The 16,885-nt window shown below is 41.3% G+C and carries 19 protein-coding genes; 14 read left to right on the forward strand and 5 right to left on the reverse strand.

Annotation, left to right across the window (positions count from 1 at the left end):
* Nucleotides 1–108: 108 nt before the first annotated feature.
* The 7 genes from K8L98_RS01935 to rlmD all read left to right on the forward strand — a co-directional run bounded on the left by K8L98_RS01935 (nucleotide 109) and on the right by rlmD (nucleotide 8,183).
* Complete coding sequence (locus K8L98_RS01935; RefSeq protein ID WP_223439096.1) at nucleotides 109–1,101, forward strand: LacI family DNA-binding transcriptional regulator; 993 nt, start codon at nucleotides 109–111, stop codon at nucleotides 1,099–1,101.
* Between the two features lie 304 nt (nucleotides 1,102–1,405).
* The gene (locus tag K8L98_RS01940; protein ID WP_223439098.1) at nucleotides 1,406–2,341 is read left to right on the forward strand and encodes a glycerophosphodiester phosphodiesterase family protein; all 936 of its coding nucleotides are present in this window, start codon (nucleotides 1,406–1,408) and stop codon (nucleotides 2,339–2,341) included.
* 83 nt (nucleotides 2,342–2,424) lie between these two features.
* Nucleotides 2,425–2,715 carry an Asp-tRNA(Asn)/Glu-tRNA(Gln) amidotransferase subunit GatC gene (gatC, locus tag K8L98_RS01945; RefSeq protein WP_223439100.1) on the forward strand — a complete coding sequence of 97 codons (291 nt, stop codon included), beginning with the start codon at nucleotides 2,425–2,427 and terminating at the stop codon, nucleotides 2,713–2,715.
* A 16-nt stretch (nucleotides 2,716–2,731) separates the two neighbouring features.
* Entirely contained in the window at nucleotides 2,732–4,189 is a 1,458-nt protein-coding gene (gatA, locus tag K8L98_RS01950) for an Asp-tRNA(Asn)/Glu-tRNA(Gln) amidotransferase subunit GatA (RefSeq protein WP_223439102.1), read from the forward strand.
* An 11-nt stretch (nucleotides 4,190–4,200) separates the two neighbouring features.
* A complete protein-coding gene (gatB, locus tag K8L98_RS01955; protein ID WP_223439104.1) occupies nucleotides 4,201–5,631 on the forward strand; it encodes an Asp-tRNA(Asn)/Glu-tRNA(Gln) amidotransferase subunit GatB in 1,431 nt (476 codons plus the stop codon).
* A gap of 172 nt (nucleotides 5,632–5,803) precedes the next feature.
* Complete coding sequence (locus tag K8L98_RS01960; protein ID WP_223439106.1) at nucleotides 5,804–6,715, forward strand: diacylglycerol kinase; 912 nt, start codon at nucleotides 5,804–5,806, stop codon at nucleotides 6,713–6,715.
* A gap of 82 nt (nucleotides 6,716–6,797) precedes the next feature.
* Nucleotides 6,798–8,183 (forward strand): 23S rRNA (uracil(1939)-C(5))-methyltransferase RlmD, encoded by a 1,386-nt coding sequence (gene rlmD, locus K8L98_RS01965; protein WP_223439109.1) that lies wholly within the window; start codon nucleotides 6,798–6,800, stop codon nucleotides 8,181–8,183.
* Between the two features lie 739 nt (nucleotides 8,184–8,922).
* Here the strand turns inward: rlmD and K8L98_RS01970 are convergent.
* From K8L98_RS01970 to K8L98_RS01985, 4 genes are all read right to left on the reverse strand, one after another.
* Nucleotides 8,923–9,813: a manganese catalase family protein gene (locus K8L98_RS01970; protein ID WP_223439110.1), complete on the reverse strand. Its 891-nt coding sequence runs from the start codon at nucleotides 9,811–9,813 to the stop codon at nucleotides 8,923–8,925.
* A gap of 24 nt (nucleotides 9,814–9,837) precedes the next feature.
* Nucleotides 9,838–10,047, reverse strand: a complete 210-nt coding sequence (locus K8L98_RS01975; RefSeq protein ID WP_144927813.1) for a YuzF family protein — start codon at nucleotides 10,045–10,047, stop codon at nucleotides 9,838–9,840.
* A 287-nt stretch (nucleotides 10,048–10,334) separates the two neighbouring features.
* A complete protein-coding gene (locus K8L98_RS01980) occupies nucleotides 10,335–10,688 on the reverse strand; it encodes a hypothetical protein (RefSeq protein WP_223439112.1) in 354 nt (117 codons plus the stop codon).
* 354 nt (nucleotides 10,689–11,042) lie between these two features.
* Nucleotides 11,043–11,840: a cupin domain-containing protein gene (locus K8L98_RS01985; RefSeq protein ID WP_223439115.1), complete on the reverse strand. Its 798-nt coding sequence runs from the start codon at nucleotides 11,838–11,840 to the stop codon at nucleotides 11,043–11,045.
* A gap of 309 nt (nucleotides 11,841–12,149) precedes the next feature.
* On the opposite strand from K8L98_RS01985, the gene K8L98_RS01990 reads away from it, so the two are divergent.
* Nucleotides 12,150–12,647 (forward strand): ferritin family protein, encoded by a 498-nt coding sequence (locus K8L98_RS01990; protein WP_420828816.1) that lies wholly within the window; start codon nucleotides 12,150–12,152, stop codon nucleotides 12,645–12,647.
* 314 nt (nucleotides 12,648–12,961) lie between these two features.
* On the opposite strand, the gene K8L98_RS01995 is transcribed toward K8L98_RS01990, so the two are convergent.
* Nucleotides 12,962–13,384, reverse strand: a complete 423-nt coding sequence (locus tag K8L98_RS01995; RefSeq protein WP_223439117.1) for a DUF5661 family protein — start codon at nucleotides 13,382–13,384, stop codon at nucleotides 12,962–12,964.
* A 348-nt stretch (nucleotides 13,385–13,732) separates the two neighbouring features.
* Here K8L98_RS01995 and K8L98_RS02000 point away from each other — a divergent pair, with 348 nt between their 5' ends.
* From K8L98_RS02000 to K8L98_RS02025, 6 genes are all read left to right on the forward strand, one after another.
* Nucleotides 13,733–13,996, forward strand: coding sequence for a metal-sensitive transcriptional regulator (locus K8L98_RS02000; RefSeq protein ID WP_223439119.1), 264 nt, complete (start codon nucleotides 13,733–13,735; stop codon nucleotides 13,994–13,996).
* An 87-nt stretch (nucleotides 13,997–14,083) separates the two neighbouring features.
* Nucleotides 14,084–14,224 carry a hypothetical protein gene (locus K8L98_RS02005; protein ID WP_223439121.1) on the forward strand — a complete coding sequence of 47 codons (141 nt, stop codon included), beginning with the start codon at nucleotides 14,084–14,086 and terminating at the stop codon, nucleotides 14,222–14,224.
* 155 nt (nucleotides 14,225–14,379) lie between these two features.
* Nucleotides 14,380–14,682 carry a rhodanese-like domain-containing protein gene (locus K8L98_RS02010; RefSeq protein ID WP_223439124.1) on the forward strand — a complete coding sequence of 101 codons (303 nt, stop codon included), beginning with the start codon at nucleotides 14,380–14,382 and terminating at the stop codon, nucleotides 14,680–14,682.
* Nucleotides 14,683–14,705: 23 nt separating this feature from the next.
* The gene (locus K8L98_RS02015; RefSeq protein ID WP_223439126.1) at nucleotides 14,706–15,284 is read left to right on the forward strand and encodes a sulfurtransferase TusA family protein; all 579 of its coding nucleotides are present in this window, start codon (nucleotides 14,706–14,708) and stop codon (nucleotides 15,282–15,284) included.
* A 12-nt stretch (nucleotides 15,285–15,296) separates the two neighbouring features.
* The gene (locus K8L98_RS02020) at nucleotides 15,297–15,680 is read left to right on the forward strand and encodes a DsrE/DsrF/DrsH-like family protein (protein WP_223443078.1); all 384 of its coding nucleotides are present in this window, start codon (nucleotides 15,297–15,299) and stop codon (nucleotides 15,678–15,680) included.
* Nucleotides 15,681–15,726: 46 nt separating this feature from the next.
* Nucleotides 15,727–16,851 carry an MBL fold metallo-hydrolase gene (locus K8L98_RS02025; RefSeq protein ID WP_223439128.1) on the forward strand — a complete coding sequence of 375 codons (1,125 nt, stop codon included), beginning with the start codon at nucleotides 15,727–15,729 and terminating at the stop codon, nucleotides 16,849–16,851.
* The last annotated feature ends 34 nt before the right edge of the window (nucleotides 16,852–16,885 follow it).

Genomic DNA, 16,885 nt, shown 5'->3' on the forward strand with positions numbered 1-16,885 from the left:
ACCGCCTGGTTAGCTCCGACAGGCAGATCCGTACTGACCGAGGAGTTAGGCGGTGGAGCTGGACAAGGATATGAAAACTTTCTGATTTTAACAAAGGGGTTACGGTATATGGCGGCTACGATAAAAGATATAGCTGAAAAAGCGGGTGTATCCATTGCGACGGTTTCGAGGGTCCTGAACTTTGACGAAACGCTATCCGTTGGAGACGAAACGAAAAAGCGAATTTTCGAAGTGGCTGAGGAGCTGTCTTATCAAAAAAGAAAAACAAAGAAAAACCTCGTTCCAAAGATCGCTATCGTGCACTGGTACACAGAGCAGGAGGAGCTGAACGATCTTTACTACATGTCGATCAGGCTCGGCATCGAGGAGCGGGCGAAGAGTCACAACCTTCAGCTTGCGACCTATTTTTACGACGATTTTGAAGCGATCAACCAGGATCAGCTTCAGGGCATCGTCGCAGTGGGCAAATTCAGCAACCAGCAGGCAGAGGAATTCAAAAAAGCAGCGCGAAACGTCGTCTTCGTCGACTCAAGTCCGGATCCGGAAAAATTCGATTCCGTCATCGTCGACTTCGAACGGGCAACAGAGCGCGTCCTCGACCATTTCATCGCAAAAGGGCACACGCAAATCGGCTACATCGGCGGACGTGAAGCCTACCGCGAGCACAGCACAACACTTGACGATCAGCGCGAGCAGACATTCATCAAGTACTTGTCTGGAAGAGGCATGCTGCGCGAGGACGCCATGTTCATCGGATCATTCACCGTAAAGGACGGCCATCGCTTGATGTCCCAAGCCATTGCAGAGCTCGGTGATTCCCTGCCAAGCGCCTTCTTTGCAGGCAACGACTCCATCGCCATCGGCAGCCTCCAGGCCCTGCACGAGCACGGCATCCGTGTCCCGGAGCAGGTCAGCATCATCGGGGTAAATGACATCAGCGTCTCAAAGTACATTTTCCCGGCGCTCAGCACGGTGAAGGTCTACACAGAGGTCATGGGTGAGACGGCTGTTGATCTCCTGATTGAACGCATCACCGAACGCAAAATTGCGAAGCAAGTAGTGATCGCAACCAAGCTGAAACTGCGCCAGAGCAGCAAATAGAGCTTAATCAAACGTTTGTTTAAATGAAGAACACCGCATGGATGCTGGTGTTTTTTGTTTTTTAGGAGACAGTTGGGAAAAAGAAAGTATTTGTTGGAGTTTGGCAAGTAAAGGAGGGATTCCGGATAGTATTTGGGGCGGAATGGAAAGTATTTTGCTGAGATTGGAAAGTAAGTGAGGGTTTTGCTAGAAAGGGAGGGTAGTTTATTATTAAACTCGTTGAAGAAATTTGACAAAATTCCTGCATCACCATTACACGATCCATGATATAAAGAAACTACCAACCAAAAAAGGGGACCAAACCATGGAAATCGTGCCGCAGCCCGTCAGAAAGAAGAGGACCAAGATAAAAATCACCTCTGCGATTCTCATCGCGCTGATCCTGTTCATCGCCATCATTCAATACATCCCTGTTCAACCCCTAGAAAATCAAGCTTTCCTCAAAAAAGGCAAGCGACCGCTCATAATTGCCCACCAAGGCGGAGACGGAATGGCGCCCGGCAACACACTGGCAGCCTTCTCCCTTTCTGAAAAACTCGAAGTCGACATGCTCGAAATGGACGTTCACCTCTCAAAAGACAAAGAAGTCGTCGTGATACATGACGCTACTGTAGACCGCACAACAAATGGAACAGGTGCTGTAAAAGATATGACACTCCAACAACTGAAACAGCTGGACGCAGGCTATCACTTCGTCGGTCCGGACGGAACCCATCCTTACCGGAACAAAGGCGTCACCATCCCAACCATGGAGGAAATCTTCACCGCTTTCCCAGGCTATCCAATGACTATTGAGCTGAAAACCGAAGACCCCTTACTGACAGACAAAATGGCCGACTTGATCCAAAAACACAACATGACCGACAACGTCATCATCACCTCATTCTACGACGAATCGCTGAATGACTTCATCGAAGCAACCGGCGGCAAAGTTCCTGTCAGCTCACCATCCGAAGCAACACGCAACTTCGTCCTTGCCCACAAGCTGTTCCTGGACCGGCTGATTCCAATGAACAAATACACAGCGGTTCAAATCCCAATGAGCGCAAGTGGTCTTAATCTGACAACCGAGCGAATCATCAAATCCCTGCATAAACGAAACATCGCTGTGCAATACTGGACGATCAACGATGAAGACAGTGTCCGGAAGCTCGTTGAAATCGGTGCGGATGGCATCATGACGGATCACCCGAACATTGTGAAAAAAGTACTCGATCAGGAATACGGTAAGGCGCAATAATCACGAGCTTTTGTTGCTTTAATGCACTGACTTTTGTTATCATCAGAGTATTGTTTACACGAGATTTAATGGAGGTGGAGCACATGTCACGCATTTCAAAAGAAGAAGTGAAGCACGTTGCGAATTTAGCGCGTTTAGCGATCACGGAAGAAGAAACGGAAATGTTCACAACTCAATTGGACGCGATCATCACATTCGCAGAGCAATTGAATGAGCTTGATACAACAGGCGTTGAGCTGACAACACATGTATTAGAGATGAAAAACATTCTGCGCGAAGACAAAGCAGAAAAAGGATTGCCAGTAGAGGATGTCGTGAAAAACGCTCCTGACCATAAAGACGGATACATTCGCGTGCCGTCCATTTTAGAATAAGGAGGGAGCAGCCAGCATGTCATTATTTGACCACAAACTGTCAGAACTAAAAACACTTTTACATAAAAAAGAAATCACCGTAACAGACCTTGTTGACGAATCGTACAAACGAATTCATGCCGTCGACGATCAAGTGAATGCCTTCCTTACATTAGATGAAGAAAAAGCACGTTCCTATGCAAAAGAACTGGACGAAGCGATCGGAACGCGTGATGAATTAGGCCTATTGTTTGGAATGCCGATTGGAGTAAAGGACAACATCGTTACGAAAAACCTGCGTACTACAGCGGCAAGTAAAATCCTTGAAAACTTCGACCCGATTTATGACGCAACGGTTGTTCAGCATTTGAAAAAAGCGGAAGCTGTTACAATCGGAAAACTAAACATGGATGAATTCGCAATGGGATCTTCAACAGAGAACTCTGGCTACAAAGTAACGAAAAATCCATGGAATCTTGAAACCGTACCAGGCGGATCAAGCGGCGGTTCAGCTGCAGCAGTTGCAGCGGGCGAGGTACCATTTGCCCTTGGATCAGATACAGGCGGATCGATTCGCCAGCCGGCAGCTTTCACAGGTGTCGTTGGGTTAAAACCTACATATGGACGTGTATCACGTTTCGGACTGATTGCATTTGCATCATCTCTTGATCAAATCGGACCGTTAACGACAAATGTTGAAGACAATGCCTTTTTGCTCCAAGCGATTTCAGGAGTAGATAAAATGGACTCAACATCAGCAAACGTTGACGTTCCAGATTTTCTTTCTGCACTGACAGGAGATGTAAAAGGCCTTAAAATCGCCGTACCAAAAGAATACTTAGGCGAAGGCGTCAGCGAAGAAGTGAAGCAGTCTGTTCTTGATGCTTTAAAAGTATTAGAAGCACAAGGTGCAACATGGGAAGAGGTATCTCTGCCTCATTCAAAATACGCGCTTGCTACGTACTACCTGCTGTCTTCATCAGAAGCATCAGCAAACCTTGCACGCTTTGACGGCGTCCGCTACGGCTACCGTTCAGACAATGCGAAGAACCTGATTGAATTGTACAAGCAGTCCCGTTCAGAGGGCTTCGGTGATGAAGTAAAACGCCGCATCATGCTTGGAACATTTGCACTCAGCTCAGGGTACTATGATGCTTACTACAAAAAAGCACAGCAAGTCCGCACACTCATCAAAAAAGACTTTGAAGATGTGTTTGAAAAATACGACGTCATCGTTGGCCCGACAACTCCGACTCCAGCCTTTAAAGTAGGCGAAAAAACAGATGACCCGATGACCATGTATGCGAACGATATTTTGACAATCCCAGTGAACCTTGCAGGCGTACCTGGCATCTCTGTGCCTTGCGGATTCTCAAACGGATTGCCGCTCGGTCTTCAAATCATCGGCAAGCATTTCGACGAAAGCACAGTATACCGCGTTGCACATGCATTTGAGCAGGCAACCGACCATCATAAAGCAAAACCTGAATTGTAAGGGGTGAAATCATGAACTTTGAAACGGTCATTGGACTTGAAGTCCACGTTGAATTAAAAACAAATTCGAAAATTTTCTCAAGCGCACCGAACCATTTCGGTGCTGATCCAAATACAAACACAAGCGTGATCGAACTTGGCTATCCAGGGGTTCTCCCGGTATTAAACAAAGAAGCCGTTGATTTCGCCATGAAAGCTGCAATGGCGCTGAACTGTGAAGTTGCGACAGATACAAAGTTCGACCGCAAAAACTATTTTTACCCGGATAACCCGAAAGCTTACCAGATTTCACAATTTGACAAGCCAATCGGCGAGCACGGCTGGATTGATATTGAAGTGAGCGGCTACAAGAAACGAATCGGCATTACCCGTCTTCATTTAGAAGAAGATGCAGGCAAGCTGACACATACAGGCGACGGTTATTCTCTTTGTGATTACAACCGCCAGGGCACACCGCTGATCGAAATCGTCTCAGAGCCGGACATCCGCACACCTGAAGAAGCTTACGCTTATCTTGAAAAGCTGAAAGCGATCATTCAATACACAGGTGTATCGGACTGCAAGATGGAAGAAGGCTCACTCCGCTGTGACGCCAACATTTCCCTTCGTCCAGTAGGCCAAGAGAAATTCGGTACAAAAGCAGAGCTGAAAAACCTGAACTCCTTCAACTTTGTCCGCAGAGGACTTGAGCATGAGGTGAAGCGCCAGGAAGAAGTTCTTTTATCAGGCGGCATCATCGAGCAGGAAACACGCCGCTTTGACGAAGCAACGGGAAAAACAATCCTGATGCGCGTGAAAGAAGGATCTGACGACTACCGCTACTTCCCGGAGCCGGACCTTGTGTCCCTCTACATTGATGACGAGTGGAAGGAATGCATTCGTTCAACGATTCCTGAGCTTCCTGATCAGCGTCAAAAGCGCTATGTGGAAGAACTTGGCCTTCCATCTTATGATGCACAGGTCCTTACTCTGACAAAAGAAATGTCTGATTTCTTTGAAGCAACGGTTGCAAAAGAAGCAGACGCTAAGCAAGCATCTAACTGGCTGATGGGTGAAGTGAGCGGATATTTAAACGCTGAAGGCAAAGAACTTCAGGATGTAGCCCTTACGCCAGAAGGACTTGCGGGCATGATCAAGCTGATTGAAAACGGCACGATTTCAACGAAAATCGCGAAAAAAGTGTTCAAAGAGCTGATCGAAAAAGGCGGCGATGCCGAGCAAATCGTTAAGGATCAGGGACTTGTCCAAATCTCTGACGAAGGCACGCTCCGCAAAATCGTAAACGAATCACTTGAAGCGAATCCGCAATCCATCGAGGACTTCAAAAGCGGTAAACAAAAAGCGATCGGCTTCCTGGTCGGTCAAATTATGAAAGCAACAAAAGGCCAGGCAAACCCGCCAATGGTCAACAAGCTTTTGCTTGAAGAAATTCAGAAACGATAAAACAAAGAGACGGCGCCGCGTGAACATCATGGAGGGCGCCGTTGTTTTTATCCGGCTTTGGCTATACTAGTTCTATGGATTGCGTATCTAACAAAAAAGGTGTAGTATAATTGATGGCTTGTTAGATACAACAAATCATGGAAATACATTCTAACTTAGGATGATGGGGAAAATGAAAAGAGCAAGAATAATCTATAATCCAACATCAGGGCGCGAAGCCTTTAAAAAACAATTACCTGAAGTTCTTCAGAAATTTGAAATAGCCGGTTATGAAACATCATGCCACGCGACAACCTGCGAAGGCGATGCCATCCAGGCAGCAAGAGTCGCAGGCGAACGCGGCTTTGACCTTGTCATTGCAGCAGGCGGAGACGGCACCGTAAACGAAGTAGTAAATGGACTTGCAGAGCTGGATGTTAGACCGCAGCTTGGCGTGATACCTGTCGGGACGACAAACGACTTTGCCCGCGCCATCAGCATCCCGCGGGATAATATCTTAACAGCGGTAGACGCCCTGCTTGCAGGCGAAGCAAGAGCGATCGACATCGGACGGGTCAACGGCCACTACTTCGTCAACATCGCAGGCGGCGGACGTCTGACTGAACTCACATATGAAGTGCCAAGCAAGCTGAAAACGGTATTGGGTCAGCTCGCTTATTATTTAAAAGGCATGGAAATGCTGCCTTCCATCCGTCCGGCTGAAGTAGAAATCGAATACGATGGAAAGCTGTTCAAAGGCGAAATCATGCTCTTCCTCGTATCGCTCACAAACTCTGTCGGCGGCTTTGAAAAACTTGCGCCAGACTCCAAACTGAATGACGGCATGTTCGACCTTCTTATCTTGAAAAAAACAAACCTTGCCGAGTTCATCAGAGTCGCAAGTCTCGCCCTGCGCGGTGAGCATATAAGTGATGGCAACATCATCTATACAACCGCAAACCGAGTGAAAGTAACATCCGCTCAAAAAATGCAATTAAACCTAGACGGTGAATACGGCGGAGACCTCCCGGGAGAATTCGTCAACCTGTACCGTCACATTGACGTCCTCATGCCGCTTTCAAAAGCCCAGTCTATGGACGAATAAAAACTTGGCCCTGCGCCAAGTTTTTCTTATGTCTGGACTGTGATAAAATGAGACAATCAGCAAACTGAAAAGGAAGATAATCATGACAAAGGCAATAGCGCCTGTACAAAAAAATGAATATTACGACGTGACCTTTGAAGACCTGACACACGACGGATCAGGCGTTGCCAAGATCGAAGGCTACCCAATTTTCGTTCCTAACGCCCTTCCAAACGAAAAAGGCCAAATCAAAGTCACGAAAATAAATAAAGGCTATGCCTTCGGACGCCTTGTCGAGCTGCACAATGAAAGCTCAGAACGCACCGATGCCCCGTGCCCGATCTATAAACAATGCGGCGGCTGCCAGCTTCAGCACCTAAGCTACCAGGGCCAGCTTGACTTCAAACAAAAGCAAGTTAAAGAAGTGCTCACAAGAATCGGCAAGCTCAACCTGGACAACGTTACCGTTCACCCGACATTAGGCATGGAAAATCCGTGGAACTACCGTAATAAGGCCCAAGTTCCAGTCGGAGAACGCGAAGGCGGACTAATAGCCGGCTTCTACCAGCAGCGCTCTCACGAAATCATCGACATGGAGCAATGCCTCATCCAGCAAAGCGAAAACGATGAAGTCGTCGCAGCCATCAAAGCCATCGCCACCCGTCACGGCATCCGCGCCTACGACGAAAAGAAAAACAAAGGCTGGCTCCGCCACATCATGGTCCGCTACGGCATCGTTACAAAAGAAATGATGGTCGTATTCATTACAAGAACACCCGATTTCCCAAACAAAAAAGCCATCATCGACGACATCACATCCCAATTCCCGGCCGTCAAGTCCATTGTCCAAAACATCAACCCAAAACGCACCAACGTCATCTTCGGCGATCAAACAACCGTGCTCTGGGGCGAAGAATATATTTACGATTACATCGGGGACATCAAGTTTGCGATATCGGCAAGATCTTTCTATCAGGTGAATCCTGAGCAGACTAGGGTTCTTTATGATAAAGCGCTGGAGTATGCAGATTTAAGTGGTGAGGAATCAGTTATCGATGCATATTGTGGTATCGGAACGATTTCATTGTTCTTAGCACAGAAGGCTAAGAAAGTTTTCGGTGTGGAAATTGTTCCTGAGGCAATTGAAGATGCCAAACGCAATGCAGCATTGAACGGAATTGAAAATGCTGAGTTTGCAGTAGGTGAAGCTGAAGTAGTCATTCCAAAGTGGTATGAAGAAGGGAATACAGCAGATGTTATTGTAGTCGATCCGCCTCGAAAAGGATGCGACGAAGCCTTGCTGCAGACGATTTTGGATATGAAGCCAAAGAAAGTTGTATATGTGAGCTGTAATCCAGCGACGCTAGCAAGAGATTTGCGTGTGTTGGAGGATGGCGGATACGCTACGGTGGAAGTTCAGCCTGTTGATATGTTTCCCCATACTACTCATGTGGAGTGCTGTTCACTACTTGTAAGTAAAGAAAAATAAAGATGTAACAGTGAGTAGGGGGCCTTTCCTGAGTGGGGAGGCTCCTATTTATTGTCATGAACTACGGAGACTAATATAACTGACCTCTTCGCTGCCAGCGTGGAAAGTGAAATTTTCTATAGTTTTCTAGTGTGTCCTAAAATGGCTTTATATCTAGGTTTTAAGGGGTATATAAGATTTGAGATTACGAATAATAAAAAACTTAGGGAAGCCAGAGTATGATCAGCTGCAACAAACCGGAAAAGCGATCTTCTCCAATGCCGCAACGCGGCATGAGTGTCTATCATAAAAACCGAAAGAGGCAAGATAACGGTTCTCTTGCTTTTTTCTGTTTTTGTTGAGATAGGGCCATGAGATGCACGTGCTTCACCTGTGCTTCATGTGCTGAATTCATTTGCTTACTATTTCACAAAAATGTTCACAAACTCTCGATATTTTAGTGACTTAAATCACAAGGGAGTTTCAGCAAAAGTTAAAATAAGAGTTTAATCATTAATTAACAAACACAAATTAGGAGTTTAAGTTGTTAAGAGGTTAATTAATCATCCGCATGTACAAGAGAAATTCCTTAAGTTTCTAAGAACAATAAAAAAACAAGGAAAATTTTCGACGACTTCAAACTGATTCTATTTAAGTGTCAACTTGGATTGTTGAAGTATGAATGAAAATACCGAACAGTGGCTGTTGCCGTTCGCTGAACAAATCAAAATTTTATTAATATTTTTCCTAAAAAAAACCATTATAAATTATCCATTAGACGTTTTTTGATTAATTCATAATCATCCCTAGTAATACCAGGAGCAAATTCTTCAGGTAATTCCTCTAAGTCTGGAATTGGTCCGCCTTCAGGAGTACCAATTTTCACTTCAAGCGGTTGCCCATTTTCCGGATTTGTTCCTTTCCAAATCATTCCGATATCCCTGTATTCTGTTTCGCTCCATGTGAATAGCACATTGCTTAAGCCTTTTTCTATGAACGGTCTGGCATAATCAAATTTTGAGTTATCAAGATTTGGAACTGGAAGCATTTTCGTCAAGTCTACCCCTGTAGCAATTTCGATTGCTTTCGCATAGGCGAGAATATGTGTTCCTCCACGAACAAGTAAATACCCAATCATGGTTCTAGCAACTGGGTTATCAGTCATCTCATAAACTCTCATTTTATGTGTACGTGCACCAATCTCTAGAAAAAAGTTATGTGTTAAATCTAAAACCAGATTTCCGCTATTAAAAACATTATCACCAGTCCAAGGTCTTCCCATTGAATCACCTGGTATAGCCGTTTGAGCTGTAGAAATAAAATGGTGGGTGTTTCTCGCATCCTTCCCATTTTGAAGTGGAGTGATATCCGGATTCCCTGGAAAAGTATTACCTACCGATAACAAATTAATCGTATTAGAAACAAGTTCTACATGACCAAATTCTTCTGCCGTAATGCTTGCCACTAACTCATAGAATGGTTTTAGCTTTTTTTTATTTCTGAAGTTAAAAGACTGAAACATATAGTTATTTAAGGTAGACATCTCCCCAAACTTGCCACCCAAGAGCTCTTGTACTGCTGCTGCAGCATTCATATCGCCGTGTGCGGGTATAGGAAGTTCAATTGCCAATTTATTTATTCTTTTAAACATTATTTCCCCTCCACTTCCTTTTTGTTAACCAGGAAAAACCCAAATAATTTGCTGGGTACGAATAAAAAAGGGAGTTCCGTTAGATTCGACAACAATGTGATCTGGCAATACATTTTTCAAGGAGCCACGAACGCTACCTCTTATGGTTTGAACAGTAACCATTTTACCAACAATGGTTGTTAATGTCTGATAAACATAGGGATCATAAAAGCTTAACAGGTTGTTGTTTGTCATTTAGATCCTCCTATTCTAAAGTCATTCTTACTGAGTATATGTTTCTCGATATGAAAAAAGACTGAAAAATAACAGTTCAATTTGACTCTTTTTGTTAAATACTATCCTGAAAATAATAAACGGCAATAGCACATTTTTGGCATACGAAACTAGACCTAGCAATACCCAATTTTAAAAAATGGACCTAGGCATGACTAATCTAATCCTTTTATGTACGAATTTACGCTCGATATGGGATTGGACAATCCCCCCAGTGCAAACTCAATCGGTCTTCTGGTTGATTTTTATTATTTGCAAGATGAGCCTGGCTTTGAGCATGAATGTTTAAGAAATTGATCACCAATAAATTTTTCTGCCCATATTGCAGCTCTCATGATAAAGGAAAAGGTATCCTTTCCCTTTTCAAGCCCCATGTTAACCAAACCTATAGGAATATTGTCATCATTCATGATATCCGGATCAAAGCCTGCTCCCGCCAACGCATCGCGCATTTGTTTATTTACACTCTGGTCAGCCGTGCTGATAATAATTATAGAACTGTTAAAAGGATTGCCGGCTGTTCCTCCTTGAGTATTTTCAGTCCAGATATTGAAATTATTTAATTGATCACCGAGGCTTGCAAAAATAGCGTGATAAAACATTTTTCGGCATCTCCTGCCGTTACAGTCCTTTCCAGCTTTATTTTCAACAAACCCAAGGTAGCTCCGAAAACCGAAGTAAGCAGCTGGTGGAGGTGTCTGTCCGATTAATACAACAGCCTCAAATAACAGATTCCGTTTTGGAGTGCAAAACTTAAAACAGGAGTCTATTTAGCATTACAACACAGAAAAACTCGTCAAATTTGACGAGTTTTTTGAATTTGATTTGATTGGCTTATTGTTATTTAACTCTTCAACAAAAGCCCACGATTGTTGAATACATCCCTTAAATGTGTTGCTCCAGTTACAAAAAATTATTATAAAAGAATAGCAACCGATTGGTGAAATCTGAATGCTCTACATTTTTTTGCTTTGCTGTAGAAGTTTGGATTCTCCTGTACGTTCCCATTCTTCTACTGTTTCATATGCTTTTTCAGGAAAATATCCTTTTCCAACAAGAACTCCCATTAGAATAAATTCTTGAAGAATGTGTGTCATATTAATTCCTCTTTTAACGTCTTCCAAGCCTTCTTTTACCAAAAATTCCGTATATCTTATCCATTCATCTGGAGTCCTTCCAAAAACTACTGTATTTCCTTTACTATAGCCTTCTTCTGCAGCCATTGCATCTGCTTTAGTCCTATGAACAGTACCAAATGGATGGTTTGGTGGGGCATATATCGAGTATAGTTTTAAAGGGACATTTCCTGTATTTGTGACATTGTGCCACATTCCAGCCGGGATAATAATGGCAGAGTCATCAAAAATTCTCCTTTGAAAACTTAAATTATCTCTACCTTTGCCCATTTGTACAATTCCCTGACCTTGTTCAACTCTTAAGAATTGATCAACGTTAGGATGCATTTCCAAACCAATATCTTCACCAATATTGAGACTCATTAGTGTAACTTGCAAATGATTACCGGTCCATATTGCTGTACGATACGTATTGTTTTGCTTGGTGGCTTCATTGATATTTATAACAAATGGGTTTGCTCCATAATCTTTTACCATAATCCTATTATGACCATAAGATGACCGATACGAACCAAATGTCTTATTAGGATCAGCCCAATAATCTGTAGGGTTCCTGTAAGTATGCATTGGTACATTCACATAATAAGGATATGGATACATATAGGCTGCACAGTACATTTTCCTCAATCCCTTCACATTAATTAATTATTATTTACAAATTATCCTATGTACTGTAGGAGAGGAGTGTACTTGACCGAATGTATCTTTAAATTAAAGAAACATCTTCTTTATCGATTTTAACCTATTTTAAAGTTCTTACATCCATTGTGTTTTTACTTCTGAATGACATCTTTGTGTATCCAAGGTACATTTTGATTCCTTTTTTATACACTATTAAGAGAATAATTTGGAGTTTAGAGCTCCACAACCATAACATCTGTTCAGCAGCAGGAAAGGAAAAGAATTTAGGAGGTGGAAATACAATCAATGTATGTAAAAAATTTTTTCTTCCATAATCAAGCCCCTTATCATAAATCATTGGTAAGACAAAATGCTAATGACTATGGAGCCAAAGGTGCTTTAAATGCCCCAACATTAACTTTACCTCAGATGTTAAACTATGCTTTACAAGACGAATTTCTTGCTCAAGCTAGATATAATAATATTCTTTTAAACTTTGGATATATACGTACATTTGCCCAAATCCAAGAAGCTGAATTAAGGCATATTAGTGCTTTACTTCCTCTTTTTGAACGATATCAAGTACTTAAGCCTGAAGACATTTCAAGAATGTTTGTTACTACCCCAGAAACAATAAAAAACGCTTTTGCTTCTGGAGTACAAGGTGAGAAAGAGAATATAAGTATGTATAATAAATTTCTTTCTTTAAATCTTCCAACGGATGTAAGAACTGTATTTACACAGTTAAGAAATGCATCAATGAATCATTTGAATGCATTCGAAAGAGGCTTATCCCGAAATTAGGTCATTTTTGCAAAAAATATACCCTTTGTGTTTTCGATGGAATTCATATGGATAACCTTCCTTTGAAGGTTATCTATAATTATTCTTATGATATTTCCAATTGATTACTCATTACCTATTCCATAATATGTCACAATTGTTGAACACAAGTTAAATACTAATCTTCAACTAACTGCCACTATAGTTGAATAAGAAAAACGCTTTACCTCTTATTGAAGTAAAGCTACCCGTTTGTTTAATTGTAATTCTTCACATTCAACCCCTATTGTATTGATGTCATTAATAATGCACGATACACATTTCTAATGGGGTAATCATTTGTTCCAATATGCTTTTGCTTCCTTCTCAAGAACTTTTAACCTTTTATAATAATCAGGAAATTCGTTAAGATGAGCCAATGCAATTTTTCCGGTAATTAGAGGGTCATCCCCAGTAACATTAGTTTGGCTGGATAGTTTACCGTGTTCAAGTTCAGTATTTACTCCCATCCAAAACTCATCTAAATCAAACTTACTTTTAGTAAAGTCAATACCTAAAAGTAAAGCTATTGCTGCTGCTTCCTCTTTTGAAAAGCTAGTTCTGATCCTATTAAAACTATTCAATGCAATATTATTAGATGTAAACTTTGTTGGATATTTGTTAAGTAAATTTCTATTTGATAAATGAGTGAAATCCATATCATAGTTATAATAATTAAGGCAGTGATTCATATACGGAAAATTATTAAAGTAGTACACATAATTCACTCCTAAAACAGTAGTTATCAATACCATATGTAAATTACTGATTTATGAGCTTGTATTTAACTTTTATAAAATGATTATGGAGCAATATGAACGATATGTTACTCTTTACCTTATCCTAAAATTCTGAGGGGCATCTGCCTTAACTTTTAAATTATATAGCTTAAAAATCTAAGTTTTAAATTCAGGAATCAATCCGATGTAGATGTAGAAACTATTTCAAATGATAAAAAGATAAATTAGTAATAGATCATGAAGTATTTGGTTATATAAATAAATTTGACATAATGGACAAGGTTAAGTAATATACCCATATAGGTATTATTGCAAGGAGGTGCTGGTTTGGAATATACACAAGAAATGAAAAATCGTTTAAGAAGAATTGAAGGCCAAATTCGTGGTGTCTTGCGCATGTTAGAAGAGGATCAAGACTGTAAAGCCGTTATCACCCAGCTTTCTGCCTCACGAACCGCTATTGATCGTACGATTGGATTAATTGTCGGCACGAACCTTGAACAATGCTTGCGTGATCAAATGGAAAACGGAGAAAAAATGAACTCCGATCTTGTAAAAGAAGCCGTTCAGCTTCTTGTAAAAAGCCGCTAATATCTGTCATAAGCATCGTCTGTTGACAGATTTTCTTTTATCATTTAATATACCCCTATGGGTATAACGGGGGTGGAGGTGACAGTTTTGGATATTACGGAAAAAGCGATCAAGTACATTCAAGAAAAATCTGTTGCTCCATATAATGTGAGAATTTTCATTGCTGGTTTTGGCTGGGTGTTGCCCTGGATGGGGGCACTTAAGCAAGTCATTCATAGAACCATATGAAAGATGCCATTATAGATTTAAATAAATATTTTTTATGAAGGAACTTAGAGTAAGAAGTAAAATTGCAGTGTGCTAAATTTTTTTAGATTTTAATATACCTATACGGGTATAAGTATTTCGTATCATGAGTTTTGTAAGAGAGGGGGTAATAAACTGTGTCTTTTAAAACTATTGAACCACAAGAAGTTGAACGTTTAATTAAAGACGGAATTCAATTAAACCTAATTGATGTTCGTGAAAACGATGAAGTAGCTCAAGGTATGACACCTACTGCGAAACATATCCCGCTAGGGGAAGTTCCTTACCATATGAATGAATTAGATCAATCAACAGAATATATCATGGTTTGCCGCTCTGGTAAACGTAGTGAAAAAGCGTGCAGCGTTTTAGCTGCCAACAACTTCAAGGTCATTAACATGACCGGTGGCATGCATAACTGGAATGGTGAAATTAAATAAAGACAATACGGAGGTTTTAACAAATGAGTATTAAAGTAGATCAAGTTTTAGACTGTAAAGGACTTTCTTGTCCAATGCCGATTGTACGCACGAAAAAAGCAATGGATCAGCTTGAAGCGGGTCAAGTCATTGAAGTTCAGGCAACAGATAAAGGTTCATTGGCTGATATTCAAGGATGGGCTAGAAACACAGGAAACCAATATCTAGGTACAAAGGAAGAGGGAGATGTTCTTAAACACTATTTAAGAAAAGCAAACCCTGGTGAAGGAAAAGAAGCAGCAAAGTTTGAGCATACGATTCAAAACGATGAATTAGAAAAAGCTTTGGCTGAGAATAAAGACGATATGATTCTGCTTGATGTGAGAGAACCCGCAGAATATGAGTTCAAACATATACCTGGGGCAGTATCTATTCCTTTGGGAGAACTTGAAAGCAAATTAGACACACTTGATAAAAACAAAGTAATCCATGTGATTTGCCGTACTGGCTCAAGAAGTGATATGGCTGCACAAATCTTATCTGAAAAAGGTTTTGAGCGTGTAAAAAATGTATTGCCTGGAATGTCAGAATGGATTGGAACAACTGAAGCAGGAAACCAATAATGGCTAACAAAACTGCAAATTATCGCAAGTAACGGAAGTGCTTTTGACGCATACAAGGTATTCAACATCGCAACAGCTGCAACATCTGCAGATTACGAAGTAACGATTTTCTTCACATTTGAGGGCTTGAACTTAATTCATAAAGAAGGCTATAAAAACTTGCCGCTTCCAGCAGGAAAAGAAAATATTGCTGAAGGATTTAAAGCAGCAAATGTTCCTTCAATTCCGGAACTGGTTGAAATGGCTGTAGAAATGGGCGTTAAAATCATCGCATGTCAAATGACGATGGACGTTATGAACATGAAAAAAGAAGACTTTATCGATGGAATTGACGTTGGCGGAGCGATGATGTTCTTAGATTTCGCAAAAGATGCAAACATGACATTAACTTTTTAATAATAATTTTTTAGAATAAATTATACCTGGGGAGGTATTTAGTAAAATGGTTAAAGGATTAACAGCTAAAGAAGTAGCAAAACGTGTTGTTGAAGGCAAAATGTTTATTCTAGATGTTCGTAATGAAAGTGATTTTCAAGACTGGAAAATCGAAGGTAAAGGTATTGAGTCGATCAACCGTCCGTATTTCGATCTAATTGATGGTGTAGAGGACGTTTTAGAACAACTTCCAAAAGAAGAAGTGTTGGTTGTTTGTGCTAAAGAAGGTTCTTCTGTAATGGTAGCGGAGATGCTTGATGAAGCAGGAATTAAAGATGTTTATTACCTTGAAGGCGGTATGAAAGCTTGGAGCGAATACTTGATGCCTGTGAAGATCGGCGACTTAAAGGATGGCGGCTCTATCTATCAATTCAACCGTATCGGTAAAGGATGCCTTTCTTACCTTGTTGAATCAAACGGAGAAGCAGCAATCATCGATTCTGCTCGTACAATTGAAGCTTATGAAGATTTTGCTAAAGAAAACAATATTGAAATTAAGCACATGATTGATACTCACCTTCATGCTGACCACATTTCGGGCGGACGCCGTCTTGCGGAAAAAACTAACGCAACGTACTGGCTGCCTTCAAAAGATGCTGAAGAAGTAACGTTCTCTTATGAAGCATTAGAAGAAGGCAAAGACATTACAATCGGTAATACAAAGATTGAAATTCAGCCGCTTTATACTCCAGGTCATACGATCGGAAGTACTTCTATGATCGTAGACGGACAATATTTGCTTTCTGGAGATATTCTGTTTGTTGATTCAATCGGACGTCCAGACCTTGCTGGTAAAGCTGAGGACTGGGTAAGCGATCTGCGTGATTCTTTATACAACAAATACAACAATCTTTCAAAAGATCTATTAGTATTGCCAGCTCACTTTGGTAAAATCAGCGAACTTGATGAAAAAGGTGCTGTTCAAGCTCTACTAGGCGAGCTGTTTGAAATGAACGAAGGGTTAAAAATCGAAAGCGATGATGAATTCCGCAGAGCTGTAACGGAAAACTTACCGCCGCAGCCTAATGCATATCAAGAAATCCGTCAGACAAACATGGGGAAAATTGATCCAACATCTGACGAACAGCGCGAGATGGAAATTGGTCCAAACCGCTGTGCAATCACTGAGTAAATAAAACAAAACTTAAACTAAAATTACCAGGAGG

Origin of the sequence: Metabacillus dongyingensis (assembly GCF_019933155.2) — a bacterium.
Classification (GTDB): domain Bacteria; phylum Bacillota; class Bacilli; order Bacillales; family Bacillaceae; genus Bacillus_P; species Bacillus_P dongyingensis.

What these genes read in the sequence shown, in the direction of transcription:
- K8L98_RS01960 (WP_223439106.1), top strand. Translation starts at nt 5,804, where the DNA reads ATGAAAAGAGCAAGAATAATCTATAATCCAACATCAGGGCGCGAAGCC.
- K8L98_RS02015 (WP_223439126.1), top strand. Translation starts at nt 14,706, where the DNA reads ATGAGTATTAAAGTAGATCAAGTTTTAGACTGTAAAGGACTTTCTTGT.
- gatA (WP_223439102.1), top strand. Translation starts at nt 2,732, where the DNA reads ATGTCATTATTTGACCACAAACTGTCAGAACTAAAAACACTTTTACAT.
- gatB (WP_223439104.1), top strand. Translation starts at nt 4,201, where the DNA reads ATGAACTTTGAAACGGTCATTGGACTTGAAGTCCACGTTGAATTAAAA.
- K8L98_RS01985 (WP_223439115.1), bottom strand. Translation starts at nt 11,840, where the DNA reads ATGTACTGTGCAGCCTATATGTATCCATATCCTTATTATGTGAATGTA.
- K8L98_RS01940 (WP_223439098.1), top strand. Translation starts at nt 1,406, where the DNA reads ATGGAAATCGTGCCGCAGCCCGTCAGAAAGAAGAGGACCAAGATAAAA.
- K8L98_RS01935 (WP_223439096.1), top strand. Translation starts at nt 109, where the DNA reads ATGGCGGCTACGATAAAAGATATAGCTGAAAAAGCGGGTGTATCCATT.
- K8L98_RS01975 (WP_144927813.1), bottom strand. Translation starts at nt 10,047, where the DNA reads ATGACAAACAACAACCTGTTAAGCTTTTATGATCCCTATGTTTATCAG.
- K8L98_RS01990 (WP_420828816.1), top strand. Translation starts at nt 12,150, where the DNA reads ATGTATGTAAAAAATTTTTTCTTCCATAATCAAGCCCCTTATCATAAA.
- rlmD (WP_223439109.1), top strand. Translation starts at nt 6,798, where the DNA reads ATGACAAAGGCAATAGCGCCTGTACAAAAAAATGAATATTACGACGTG.
- K8L98_RS02025 (WP_223439128.1), top strand. Translation starts at nt 15,727, where the DNA reads ATGGTTAAAGGATTAACAGCTAAAGAAGTAGCAAAACGTGTTGTTGAA.
- gatC (WP_223439100.1), top strand. Translation starts at nt 2,425, where the DNA reads ATGTCACGCATTTCAAAAGAAGAAGTGAAGCACGTTGCGAATTTAGCG.
- K8L98_RS01970 (WP_223439110.1), bottom strand. Translation starts at nt 9,813, where the DNA reads ATGTTTAAAAGAATAAATAAATTGGCAATTGAACTTCCTATACCCGCA.
- K8L98_RS01980 (WP_223439112.1), bottom strand. Translation starts at nt 10,688, where the DNA reads ATGTTTTATCACGCTATTTTTGCAAGCCTCGGTGATCAATTAAATAAT.